Source organism: Lewinella sp. LCG006 (assembly GCF_040784935.1).
Classification (GTDB): Bacteria; Bacteroidota; Bacteroidia; order Chitinophagales; family Saprospiraceae; genus Lewinella.
Map to the genome: position 1 here is coordinate 1557421 of NZ_CP160680.1, position 13132 is coordinate 1570552.

At 45.8% G+C, this 13132-nt stretch carries 10 protein-coding genes; 4 read left to right on the forward strand and 6 right to left on the reverse strand.

All coding sequences use genetic code 11. The features are described from left to right. Window positions 1–482: 482 nt before the first annotated feature. Window positions 483–1241, forward strand: coding sequence for a LytR/AlgR family response regulator transcription factor (locus AB0L18_RS05170; RefSeq protein WP_367391511.1), 759 nt, complete (start codon window positions 483–485; stop codon window positions 1239–1241). Between the two features lies 1 nt (window position 1242). Here AB0L18_RS05170 and AB0L18_RS05175 read toward each other — a convergent pair whose 3' ends face one another. Together AB0L18_RS05175 and AB0L18_RS05180 are read right to left on the reverse strand one after the other, a co-directional pair. Further along, window positions 1243–3393, reverse strand: coding sequence for a M56 family metallopeptidase (locus AB0L18_RS05175; RefSeq protein ID WP_367391512.1), 2151 nt, complete (start codon window positions 3391–3393; stop codon window positions 1243–1245). Beyond that, on the reverse strand, window positions 3390–3779 hold the full coding sequence (locus AB0L18_RS05180) for a BlaI/MecI/CopY family transcriptional regulator (RefSeq protein ID WP_367391513.1): 390 nt from the start codon (window positions 3777–3779) through the stop codon (window positions 3390–3392). Before AB0L18_RS05180 ends, AB0L18_RS05175 begins: the two co-directional genes overlap by 4 nt. Before the next feature lie 410 nt (window positions 3780–4189). On the opposite strand from AB0L18_RS05180, the gene AB0L18_RS05185 reads away from it, so the two are divergent. After that, entirely contained in the window at window positions 4190–5152 is a 963-nt protein-coding gene (locus AB0L18_RS05185; RefSeq protein ID WP_367391514.1) for a hypothetical protein, read from the forward strand. Window positions 5153–5234: 82 nt separating this feature from the next. Here AB0L18_RS05185 and AB0L18_RS05190 read toward each other — a convergent pair whose 3' ends face one another. The 3 genes from AB0L18_RS05190 to serC all read right to left on the reverse strand — a co-directional run bounded on the left by AB0L18_RS05190 (window position 5235) and on the right by serC (window position 7738). Continuing rightward, window positions 5235–5969 (reverse strand): M48 family metallopeptidase, encoded by a 735-nt coding sequence (locus tag AB0L18_RS05190; RefSeq protein WP_367391515.1) that lies wholly within the window; start codon window positions 5967–5969, stop codon window positions 5235–5237. A 256-nt stretch (window positions 5970–6225) separates the two neighbouring features. Further along, window positions 6226–6465 (reverse strand): hypothetical protein, encoded by a 240-nt coding sequence (locus AB0L18_RS05195; RefSeq protein ID WP_367391516.1) that lies wholly within the window; start codon window positions 6463–6465, stop codon window positions 6226–6228. A 193-nt stretch (window positions 6466–6658) separates the two neighbouring features. Continuing rightward, window positions 6659–7738 (reverse strand): 3-phosphoserine/phosphohydroxythreonine transaminase, encoded by a 1080-nt coding sequence (gene serC, locus AB0L18_RS05200; protein ID WP_367391517.1) that lies wholly within the window; start codon window positions 7736–7738, stop codon window positions 6659–6661. Window positions 7739–8035: 297 nt separating this feature from the next. Between serC and AB0L18_RS05205 the strand changes: the two genes are divergently transcribed. After that, on the forward strand, window positions 8036–9469 hold the full coding sequence (locus tag AB0L18_RS05205; RefSeq protein ID WP_367391518.1) for a hypothetical protein: 1434 nt from the start codon (window positions 8036–8038) through the stop codon (window positions 9467–9469). 180 nt (window positions 9470–9649) lie between these two features. On the opposite strand, the gene AB0L18_RS05210 is transcribed toward AB0L18_RS05205, so the two are convergent. Then, window positions 9650–11161: a T9SS type A sorting domain-containing protein gene (locus tag AB0L18_RS05210; RefSeq protein WP_367391519.1), complete on the reverse strand. Its 1512-nt coding sequence runs from the start codon at window positions 11159–11161 to the stop codon at window positions 9650–9652. 398 nt (window positions 11162–11559) lie between these two features. Here AB0L18_RS05210 and AB0L18_RS05215 point away from each other — a divergent pair, with 398 nt between their 5' ends. Further along, on the forward strand, window positions 11560–13104 hold the full coding sequence (locus AB0L18_RS05215; RefSeq protein WP_367391520.1) for a peptide MFS transporter: 1545 nt from the start codon (window positions 11560–11562) through the stop codon (window positions 13102–13104). The last annotated feature ends 28 nt before the right edge of the window (window positions 13105–13132 follow it).

The following is a 13132-nucleotide window of genomic DNA, read 5'->3' on the forward strand; positions in this document are numbered from 1 at the left end:
TGAGCATTTTCAATTTTATTACAAAGGGGGAAGTATCAATAGTCATTGTCTACGTAAATTCACTCGGTAAAGATGCGCATACAACTAACCTTTTGATTGGGGGGAAGGAATTTCATTCATTGTGATATAAACCTTAACTTGTACAAAAATAGGTCAAAACAAAGATGCTTCAATCTCTCACTTGTAAATAAACCCAAAAAATGTGACATTCAAAAAAAACACATTTGTCGAAAAAACGCACCTATTTTTTCCCTGCGATTTGATTTAGACACCCATTCACAACTTTAATCACCAGAAATTCTATATTTATTTTAATAATATTATTAGTCTAGTGAAAAGAATCAGCTGCTAGAAGCATAAAAAGTGACAAATTTTACCTCTTCAAAATGATTATAGCATGCAAAAAACACACAATAAAAGCCTCAATTACACTAAAAAGTCTGTCTTTTCTATAAAAACAACTGCATCAAACACTCATTCCTATGGATATTTTATTAATTGAAGACGAATTCCCGGCCTACAAACGCTTGCAGCATTTACTCTCTTCACAACTGCCTACTGCTAATATTAGTGAGCAAATCGAGAGTGTTTCAGGCGCCGTAAACTACCTCCAAAACAGGCCTACTCCTACCCTCATTTTTATGGACATCCAACTAGCAGATGGCCTTAGTTTCTCTATTTTTGAGCAGTATGAAATTCAAAGTCCAGTGATCTTTACTACGGCGTTTGACCAATACGCGCTAAAAGCATTCAAGGTTCATAGCATTGATTATTTATTGAAACCCATAGAAGAGGAGGCACTGGAAATAGCGCTAAACAAATATCAAAAGTTCTACCAAGTAAAAAACCAACTGCCGGCGCAAGCGCTCCAGCAGTTGGTTCAGCAGATGCAGCGCCCGAGCTATCGGGAGCGCTTTTTGATAAAAGCAGGCAACTCTTTAAGCTACCTTAGTATCAATGAAATTGCTTTTTTCTATTCGGATCAAAGCCTCGTTTTTGCTAAAAAAAGCAATGGCAAACAACATCATTTAGATACTACACTTGACCAACTGGAAAAAGAGCTTGATCCTACTCACTTCTTCCGGGTTAGTCGTAAACTCATTGTCCACCTCAATGCCATTCAGAAGATTGACCCCTATTTCAATGGTCGACTTCTTTTGTCACTTGTCCACGCAACGGACTTCCAAGCGACCGTCAGTAGAGACCGAGTCAATGATTTCAAGGCGTGGTTAGATCGTTAAACTACTCTGATTTGCGGTTGATAGTGATCGTCGAACCCTCCCCAAAAGGAACACCAGTGCGTTCTTCGTACATCCTCAGATAACGACGCTGTTGTTCATCCGATAAGGTTTTACCATTGACTTTAAGTCGCTTTTCTGATAGCTTGAAGGTATAATTATTGGCATCTTCAATCAAGCCATCTCTCAGCATCTGCCGCCCTAGCCAGTCTTCCTCGCTATCATAGCGAAATCCACGTACTCGCACCTCTCGTTCCATTTCTGCCCGGCGTTCTTCCATTTCGGCACGCTGTTCTTCCATCCTAGCTCGGCGTTCTTCCATTCTGGCAGCATTCATCTCTACTTCTCTTTCGATACGTTCTTCATCAATAATGATCCTCATCTCATGCGAGGCGGCACGCCCTTCTTCAATGGCACGCAGCGCATCTTCGTACACCTCCTTGTCTAGCTTCGACAAACGCTGGCGCAGCTCTTCCATGTCCTCGTCATTATCGAGATCAAGCTTGATGACGTTCATCGACGCAATGTCTTCTGCATCGATATCAATGAGGTCTTCTTTTCCGGAACCTCGGAGAAAGATATGGTCTTCGCCATCTTTGGTTTTGATTTCAATGATGCCCATTTTATTTTCTGGCCTCACCCTGAAGATGTATTCTTCTTCATCGCCATCTTCTACCCAAATGTGGTGAGCACCCTCCTTATCATCGCCTTCGATAATGGTGACCTCAATCGTGCCATCCTCATTCCTGGTAGCCTCTACTGTCTTCTTAATAATCATCCTGGTTGGAGCCGGAGGAGCATTCGGAGCCGGGGGTGCCGGAGGAGCTGGAACTGCACCAGGGGCTGGTGGCGGTGGTGGTGGCGCGGGGGCTCCAGGAGGAGGTAGCGGCGGAGGAGGAGGAGGAGGAATATTGGCGATCTTTTCTTCTACCATACTTTCGTATTTAGGAAAGTCTGCTTCCGGAATCACTTCACCATTAATCTTCAGCTGCTGGATTTTACCATTCTTGACAGTCACATCCATTGATTCTCCATCTTCTTCAATTTCCATGCGGATATTGCCTTGCGGCAAGGTGTCGATAAACACCAAAGCGGGTTCTTCCTCACCAAAGAAGTTGGTTGTGACTGGCCACGACCAGCCAGCGGTTAAGGATACGAGAAGGGCCAGCGATAAAAGGACACTGGTTACTGCAAATTTTTCTCTCATGTCGGGTTGTTTAACGGGTTGATTTAATATTCTTTGAATACGATGTAAAAGCTGATGTTTGTTTTCTCCCAATAAACCTAGGGCAAACTGGGAGGGCACCTGGCGCTGGTGTTCAGCCACCGCCAGTAAGGTTTTGGCGTAAGTAAGGGAATTGCCCGTATGCCGAATGGCCAGATCGTCGCAGCATTGCTCTCGCAACATGCGAATCTCTGTTCCCAACCACCAAATGGCCGGGTGGTAATAAAATACAGCTTCAAGAAATAACTGTACGCCATTGAGCAGGTAGTCATAGCGCTGTAGATGAGCCAACTCATGTGCAATCACCGCTTCAACTTCCTTCAAGGACAACTGGTTGACCAAAGCAACAGGTAATAGTATCAAAGGCTTGAGCTGACCAATCAACAGGGGCCCTGAAATCAATGCAGACAATCTAAGCTGTACCTTGCTTTTTATCTGCATGCGTTCTTTCAAGGCTTGAAAGCTATCCTCCCACGCCGCAGGTACCGGCAAATGCTCGCGATGACGCAAACTGTTCCACCACAAATAATTTACGGACAAGCGGAACAAAAAGAAAACCATGCCTGTCCACCAGACCACCACTATTAGCGGTAAGCTAGGGGTAATAAAATCCTCTACTTGTTGCCACAAGTTGGGGGATTCCGCAAGTACCACCAATGTAGGCAGCAAGGGCAAGATATCTTGCATCCCCTGCTCTTCGGGCAAGCTAGCTGGTAGTAAATAGTAGAAGGTACCAACCGCTGCCACTACTTGTGCTAGCAATGCGGAGTAAGCTAGGTAATAACGCCGTCGGGCGGTCCATTTGGCACCTAGCTGTAAACAAATCTTTACAATTAGCGCCAGCAAAATTCCTTGCCACAGACTGTGTAAAACGGTCCAGCCCAGCGTTTCTGCCATAGAACTATCGAGGAATAAAGAGATGGTTTTCATTCGCTCTGGTTTTTATCATTTTCCATACGGCTGATCAATGCTTTGATCTCCTCTAATTCATCATCGGATGCCTGATGTTGACCTAATGCTTCCATGACCAGCTGTGCAGCCGAACCACGGAAAGTTTTGCTCACAAACTGCTTGAGCAAACCGCGTTTTATAGATTGTTCTTCCACCGCTGCTGCATAAATGTGTGTCCGACTACTGGTGTCGCGCTTTAGCAGCTCTTTCTCCACCATCAGCTGCATCAGCTTTAGGGTAGTTGTATAACCAATCTCTTTGTCGGCAGAAAGATTCAGCAACTCATTCACGCTCCTTACCGTAGCTGGCCCTCTGGCCCAAAGCACTTGTAGTATTTCCAGTTCGCTTTCCGTCGGCTTATTCATAGAAGTTAGTATTACACAAAAATAAATAGCGGACAAATCCATGAATTCGTCCGGAGGTTTGTTGTAAATCATCAGGGCAAATTCTTCAATTTGCCCTGATTAACAACAGCAAGTGATTTCAAAACCACGGGAAAAACCCGCAGCAACAGTCTACGAAATAATTCGTACTGCAATGATATACGAAACTTTTCGTAAAAGCAAATTATCTACGAAATAATTCGTAAATAGACTGTTTCCCTACGCTGCTAGACATTTATCTGCTTTAATTTGAGGTAATTGTAGGCCACCAAATGAAATTTCCCGACAAGCTCTTACCTTTGTGACTTGACGGAAATAAATGAAACAACTTTCTTTTGAGATTTTTGAAAATTTTTCTCCGTCTCTTTACTGCTCAATTAAATGCTTAAGCTATGATCCGTGGCCACTTATCCCCTATGTTTTTGCTTATTGCTTTGTTCTTGATGGTTGCCTGTACTGATACGGGTACCACCAGTAATACAAGCACTTCAGGCACTGAAGACTCCACCGCTACCGCTGCCGAAGAACCCGCTACTCCTACCCTCACTCCGCCAGACTGCCAAATCAATACGGAAGTACTGGATGGCAACCGTGTTTGGGTAAAATCCAAAGACTTGCTGGCCGTCATCAAAGCCGACGAAGGTGAAGCCAACGAAGAGATGGGGCCAAGCCACCGGACCTTGGAAATTTTGGACGGCCGTAGCTGTGAGCAAAAATTCCAAACCAAGCTTCCCGAGAATACCAGTCCGGACTTCCCCTACTACATTGCGGAAATCCAGTACAATAATATCAGCAATATCATTGGTATCCAGGGCTTTTACAAAGTCATCATTTGTGATTTAGAACAAAACTACAAGCTTACCGAGCTAAAGCCAGCATTTTTCACTGAACGTGAATACGACGATCCCCAGTCGGGCATGGTACAGCGCCTGGAAGTATGGGAGGATTATCTTTTGGGTTACACCCAGGATTTGGGTGCCTTTGCTTTTGACCTCAGCGACCGCAATGCACCTAAAGCAGTCTTGCCTTTCGCCGAATGGCAAGACCCTGACAATAGTCGCTACCATTCTATGTTTTTGCTGCCTACCGAAGGTGGTGTACAAGCTATCCTCCCCTTTTATGATGCGGAAGAAGATAATTTTATGCTCTATCCCCTTTTTGATGAGCCACAGCAAGTATCGGATCAGATAACCCAATCGGCACGTAACAATCAATTCCTGGTATTACGTAAGCAGGATGAAGCCCGTACTCCTCTTGCCATCGACCTGGGTGCGCGTGATCTGGTAGCGTTGCCCGCAAATATTGCTGCTAAAAACACGCAGGATATTCTTAAATGGATGCGGGCTCAGCAATAGTAGGTATAAAACTTAGGGCGGTATCCGGCAAAAAAACGTAGGGCAAATTCATGAATTTGCCCTACGTTTTTTTGCCGGGATTTTAAAAATCACACCCTGCCCCAAATTCCTTCAACCAGGCTTCCTTTTTTTCGTAATCAGGCATCACCCGGGCCACTTCGGCCCAAAACCGGTGCGAATGGTTCAATTCGATCAAGTGGGCCAACTCGTGAACAATGACGTAATCAACCACCTCTTGGGGTGCAAATAGCAGGCGGGTACTCAGATTAATATTGCCTGAATTGGAGCAAGACCCCCAATTGCTGTGATTGTATTTTAGCTTTACGCCCTTGATGGGTCGACGAAAATGCTGCTCATTGAGCGCAAGAACCCTTTTTGTAATCTGGGGCAAATAATCTGCCGCTACCACCCTACTGAGCAGGGTACGGATGGCTTTAGAAGCCTGCTGTTCATCCATATCACGGTTAAGACGAAGAACAATCTGCCCTCCCTTCAAACTCGCTGCGCTTGTTTTACGATCTTCCTGGCGCAGTCGCAGTTCGTACTGCCGATCACCTACCCGAAGCGTATCTCCGTCCTGATAATCAGCTTTTTGGTAGCGTTGAAAGAGCCCCTCTTTTTTCTCGTATTGCTTCTCCAGCCAAGTCGTCAGTCTTTTGCGATGAGCGGCTTCCTCTTGGGCTGGCAAATTTATCGGGAAACGCATGATCACATTTTCCTTGCCCATAGAGGCCCGAATACTCCTCCGCCGTTCGCGAATGATCTGTACGGGCACATCCATCGTTCCAATCTTTAGCTTGATCCACTCCTCTTTCATAATCCCAAACATACAAAATCCCAAACTTCACACTGGTGTGAAGTTTGGGATTTTAACTTATTATGCATTTGTGGACAGGTTTGAATGTATGATCGCAATGGTACGATTGACCTCCTAATAATTTTGGCGTCAATTCGTACAACCACGTAATCGCAATGGTACGATGGGCTACTCATTATCCACACAAGGCCACCTACCGCCTGCAAAATAAAGAAAGCAGATTTACGCAGTACCGTTGTACAAGTAACCTACCTTATCACCCCATCATAATTGACAGTGATATTAATACCGCCCCAACCCAAAAAAAACCAGTAAAGGCTTTATTAATACCCTCCTCATTCTCAATGACAAACTTCACGGGTTGCCTGTTCAAATTTTCAGCATTAAAGGTTTTGTGAAATCCAATTAACCCTTTTATCATATTTTTCACAAGGAAGCGGTTCCATAAATAGATAGCTCCAAACAATGATAATATTACTAAAAACTTGATCAGCATTTCCAAGGGTTTTATTTTCAGATTAACCTTCACCCCCTCCCCGCGAGTCCCGTTCGGAACGAGCCTCCCCCGCGAACCCGACGGAGTCGGTGAGCATTATCGCGAGTTCCGAGGTATCGGGACGAGCACTAGCCGCGAACCCGACAGCGTCGGGTGAGCACAACCACGAGTTCCGAAACTTCGGAACGAGTACCTACGCATGCTTCTCCGCAAAAGCCTTCATCACATCCACCAAGACCTGCACGCTTTCCAGCTCCATGCTATTGTAAATCGACGCCCGGAAACCACCGGCAGAACGGTGACCTTTGATGCCATCACAGTTGGCAGCAGCGGCAGCGGCCAAAAATTCTTTCTCCAAAGCTGCATATTGTTCATGCAACACAAAAGTCGCATTCATCCGCGAGCGGTCAGCTACATCGGTGACGACGCCTTTGAACATTGGGTTGCGGTCAATCTCATCATAAATGAGCTTGGCCTTTGCTTCGTTGCGGGGCACCATGGCTTCCAGGCCTCCCTGTGCTTTGATCCAACGCATCGTCAGCATACTCACATAGATCGGGAAAACAGGAGGCGTATTGAACGAAGATTCGCCGTCGATATGCACCTGGTACTTTAGCATAGAAGGGATTGCCCGATCTACTTTACCCAACAGATCCTTGCGCACAATCACCAAGGTTACGCCAGCAGGTCCCATATTTTTCTGAGCACCAGCATAGATGATACCAAAACGTTCAACGGGTAGTGGGCGGCTAAAAATATCGCTCGACATATCTGCTACCAATGGCAAATCAGTCTCTGGAAATTCCTGAAACTGCGTACCAAAAATGGTGTTATTGGTAGTAATATGTACATATTTCAAATCCTCAGGAATCGTGTAGCCCTTCGGAATGTAGCTAAAATTAGTGTCCTTGCTACTCGCAAGCTCCTTAACCTCTCCGAAGAGCTTGGCTTCCTTGATCGCTTTGCTCGACCAGGTTCCTGTATTTACATAACCAGCGGCTTCGTCCTCATTGAGCAAGTTCATCGCTGACATGAAAAACTGACTGCTCGCTCCTCCTGATAGGAAAAGCACTGCATAGTCATCGCTCAGCCCCAATAATTCACGCACCAACGCAACCCCTTCGTCCATCACCGCAATGAAATCTTTCGAACGGTGTGAGATTTCCAGAATAGACAATCCGCTACCATTAAAATCACGAACGGCTTCGGCTGCTTCCGCCATCACACTAGCCGGAAGAATAGCAGGACCGGCGCTGAAATTGTGCACTTTCATATCAGGTAAATTGTGGTTAATATGGAACAAAAATAAGGTTTTTCCAGTCCCATGCCAGGCTTTCTTACCCGCATATCCCCAAAATAAAGTCTAAACTACGATCCGTCTCTTTCCACTTTTTTTACAATATTTGGGTCAGCTAGTAGATGCTGTTTTCATAAAACGGGACTATCCTTATTTTCTCAAAACTATCAATGGCTTTAAAAACGCAACGCCAAATTTTTATCGCCAAGCATCTACAGCTTATATTTTGGTTAATTTTAGATTTTATTGGTACATTCTTACAAAAAAGCTTTTATGCATAAGATCATCCTGCTTTCTTCCCTGCTGCTTAGTTTGAGTATTTTACTGCTTACCTGTACTCCCAAAACCACAGAAACAGTTAATCCTCCTACTACACAACCTCCCCAGCCTGTCAGCCCCCCTCCTCCGCCGGTAGACCTAAGCCCCTGCCCTAAATTTACTGATGCTCCCAACCAGGATGACGCAGAAACCTACTACGTTCTGTACCGCGATTTTCTTAAAGCGCAAGATTATGATCGGGCCTACGACTATTGGAAGCAAGTCTACGCGGTAGCTCCTGCTGCCGACGGCCAACGCAACACCGTCTTCTCGGATGGTATCTTCTTCTACGAATATTACCTGAGCCAGACCGGAGACCAGGCTTACGTCGACTCCATCTTTGCGCTCTACGACGAGATCGATAAATGTTACCCTAAAGGAGGCTACGTCATTGGCCGCAAGGCTTTCGACTATTACTATAAATACGAGGATCGCTCTACCCCGCTGGAGACCTTCAACCTCTTCAAAGAGTCGATTGAAATGGACGGGCTTGATGCCAATTATTTTGTCATCAATCCTTTCACGGCACTCCTTACCGAGCTGCACGATTCTACGCTGATCTCAGACGCTGAAGCCAAGGTCTACGCCGACCAGATTCTCGCCATTATTGAGCATGGACAGGAAAATTGTAAAGACGCGGAATGCGAAGCCTGGGAAATCGTAGCCGAATACGCCCCCGTAAGATTACAATATTTCGAAACCGTCAAAGGCTTCTATGATTGTGATTACTACGTTGAGAAATATTACCCCGAGTTTGAGGCCGCTCCCGAGGATTGCGACATCGCCCGCGAGGTACTCAGTCGCCTCAACTGGGGGGGATGTACCGAAGGCAATGCTGCTTACGACGCCGTTAAGGCCATCCTTGACGGGCCTTGTGTCTACGAGTTTGCTGGTCCGGCGGGTATTGGCATAAAATGCCTGCAAGATGGAGAATATGATTGTGCGATTGAAAACCTCTTGCTCGCTGCCGACCAGGAAGAAAAATCCGTCCGTAAATCAGAATTATTGCTCTTGGTCGCAAAAATCTATTACGTCCACAAGCGTAACTACAGCAATGCCCGCACCTACGCCCAACGTGCGGCCGACGTGCGTAGCAACTGGGGAGAGCCCTACATCCTTATCGGCCGTATGTACGCCAGCAGTGGGCCCCTCTGTGGCCCCGGCCGGGGTTGGGACAGCCAGGTCGTCGTCTGGGCCGCACTGGACATGTGGAACAAAGCCAAAAGCATCGATTCTTCTTCCGCTTCCGAAGCCAACAAGTGGATCAACCAGTACAGCCAGTACATGCCCAAAAAAGCCGACGTTTTCCAACGCAACCTCAAAAATGGCGACAGCTTCTACATCGGCTGCTGGATACAGCGAAGTACGGTGATCAGGACGGTGAATTAAATGGTTGGGGGTTGTGTAAAAAGTCACCTAAACACAAAAACGGCACAATGCCGTCAAATTAAATTCTAAAAAGTAGTGATCAATAAACCAATCGCCTTTCAAAAATAAAGTTCTTACCCTTTCGTCCATTTTTTATTTGGCACAAATTTAGGCGATGGACTTTTTACACAACCCCCACCCCTATTCCGCTTTTACCACTTTTCCTGTTTTGAGAAGATTCCCGTCAGAAGATAACAAGCGGTAGGTGTACACACCTTTTGGGAGGTCATCTAGATGGACTATTAATGTTGATGCGGTGTTAATGATCGCGCGTTTCACTTGCCTGCCGTGTACGTCGTACAGCTCGTAAAGGTCGCCGGGGGCACCTCCTTCCAGGGTAAGTGAGGCACGGGTGGGGTTGGGAAAGATTCGAATTTTGGCTGCTTGTAACTCTTCATTCGCTACCAAATAATCATAACACTCCTTAAAAATATCGTTTTGCCACAGGGGAGTATCAAGATCTGGTTCAGCGTAGAAGCACTGTAAACTACGTCGTTCTCCGTCTATTTCGTCGATAAAGGTGTGATAAGGGAAAAAAGGATGGTCATTCGCTCCGAAGCCTTCGATCCAGTACCAATCGCGATTTAATGGATACCCGGGCGACCAATGCAGGCGGCGGCGTTGCTCTCCACTATTCAATGTAATGGTGTCTATGAGTACCAACTCCATATTAACCTCGCCCAGAAAAAGGGTGCTAAGGAAGAACGTGTCGTCTAACTCCGTGAGAGAGAAATCGTAGAGCAAAAGTTCTTCGGCATTGGGTTCCAGGGGCGAAGTTCGATAGACCTTGCCATTCGCCTCTCGAAAACGATAGCCCGTTTCTTCCCATGCTGGCTGAGTGGCTTGTTGGCGTTCCTCCAGATTGAAATAAATATGGTCCTCCACCTGAACAGGATTGCGGAAGCGATATTCGTAGGTTATGCGTGTAAATGCACCTGAAAAATAGTTAATTGACTCGGAGATATGCCACTCCTGATAAGGGTTGACCATCCCTTTTTGTATGGCCACATTACAATCCATATCCGGTGCTCGGCAATAGTCAAAAAGACTCGTGGAGAGGATACTCACCGGCGGTATCGGCAATTCCAGCAATCCGCTGGTGTAGCCAATTCCTTCAATTAATTCAAAGCCCGTTGATAGTTCGAAAACACGACGTTCCGTTCCGTAAATATTCTCCAGGTTGATCGCCGTGACCACTACATTTTCCACGCCCTCCAGCAAGCAGCTTTCCAACATATCGCCGACGGAAAGAGCGAAGTCATAAAGGAGCACTTCATTCGTTGAAGCGGCTGGACAGAGCTCTATTGATACATCCCGCCAGTAAACTTTACGTCCCGACAAATCCTCCCGTATCAGTCCAGCCAAGGTCTCCGAAACAATCCGCAACGGAGAGTCATAAGCTTCCAGTCCACCGCCCGGTGCTCCATTTGGCAAAAAATCACGCCGGTAAAGTTTATGATAATCGACATTGCCAACGATGGTATCTGCTCCGAGGTAATATTCATAGAGGGTCCCACAAGACCATACTTCCTCGGTAGAGGTTTGGCATATTTTCCAGTGTGCATCTTGCAGTACTAAAGGTTGATAAGCTTGGCCTACCAAGCTCCACACTGCTGAACATAAAAATAGTAAGGGTAGTGTTTTATGTAACATGCTTCAAGGGTTTAGAGGAAGAGAACGTGAGGCTATTGCCATCCTGAAAGTTAATTCTTTTCGTTCCTAGCGCAATGTGTCACCATTGTCACGGGGGTGACTAATTCCTGTTTTCACTTGTACTTTCAGGCTTTGTTACGAGTCCGCAACTTGCTCCAAAGGTGATTATACGTCTCGCAGACAATACCTTGAGGCCCTTGGTGGTTAATTTCACTTCGCCTTCGTTCACCATTTTTTTCCTTCGGTTTAACCTCTCCATAACAAAATTATAGGTGGCCATTTAACAGCCACTTGGATAAAAAAGCTAATTTTGGTGCATTCTGGTGTATTTTACGCTTCAGAAGGTAAAGTTTTCTTGGTTTTATCAGAACAAAACGAACGAACGAACAGAAATAATTATGGCGCAGTTAGACAAGAATGCAGCAGGAGATCATGAACAATTATTCGGGCACCCAAAGGGCTTATTTGTACTCTTTATGACCGAGATGTGGGAACGGTTTTCTTTTTACGGAATGAAAGCTTTGCTCATTTTTTATTTAGTCAAATACCACTTATTTTCCGATGAAGCAGGTAATATTATTGTAGGTAGCTATGCTGCTTTGGTATACGCTGTTCCTGTTATAGGCGGTTATATCGCTGACAAATACCTGGGTTTCCGTAAGGCCGTTATTTTCGGTGGCATTTTACTGGTCTTAGGTCACTTGGGAATGGCATTTGAGGGCAACGCCGCTACTGAAACGGCTCAGGGGGTTGTCAGAGATGAAAATGCCATACAGATTTTCTTTTTGTCCATGTCTTTTATCGTACTTGGAGTAGGCTTTCTTAAAGCTAATATCTCTTCCATCGTTGGTGAACTTTACGAAGCCAACGACAAACGGCGAGATTCTGGTTTTACGATCTTCTATATGGGAATCAACCTCGGTTCTGCTTTAGCAACCATTCTTTGCAGCTGGTTGGGAGAGACCTATGGCTGGGGTTACGGATTTGGGGCAGCAGGTATTGGCATGCTCCTGGGGCTAGTCACCTTTATCTATGGTAGTAAATACTTCAATGGCAAAGCCGAACCTCGCAATCCAGAAATATTGACGGAAAAGGTATTTGGCTTAATTAACCGTGAATGGTTTATTTACCTCTGTTCTATCTTATCTATTCTGGTTGTTTGGCAGATCATTCAACGCCATGCTTATGTTGAAGGGCTCCTCGTCAGTGCATCTGTAGCGGCTTTAGCCGTCATCATCTGGTTCCTGATTCAATCCGAAAAAGTAGTTCGTGAGCGGTTGATCGCGCTTACTATTCTGATCATTGTATCCGTCGTCTTCTGGGCGCTTTTTGAACAGGCCTACACTTCGATGAATCTATTTGCGGAACGTTCCCTGGACCGTAGCTTCTTTGGCACCGAGATCGCTGCCGGGAGTTTTCTGAGCCTGAATGCGATCTTCATCATTATGTTTGCGCCAGTTTTCGCCTGGATTTGGGTAGCACTGGATAAGCGGGGGCTAAATATGCATGTAGCTGTAAAATTTGGCCTGGGTATCATTCTGGTTGCGCTCGGTTTTGGTGCTCTTGTACTGGGCGGGCAGCAAGCTGCTGCGGGCAAAGTGGCTATGATTTGGCTGGTTATCGCTTACCTGCTCCACACCTGGGGTGAGTTGTGTGTATCGCCCGTAGGGCTTTCCTCCGTAACTAAATTATCTCCCGTCAAAATAGTAGGCTTCATGATGGGAGTCTGGTTTTTGGCCACGGCCGGTGCTGAATATGTAGCTGCTTTATTGGCTAACCTAGCCAGCATTGACACTTCGGGTGGAGAGGTAACTGATATAGCACAAGCTACACAAGGCTACATCGACCTCTTCTACAAGCTCTTTGTAGTAGGCGGAATTATTGGTGTTCTTGTTTTGGTGGCCTCACCATTGATCAAAAAATTAACGCACGGTATCGACTAATCCATCTGAAAAATCAATTAACCTATCC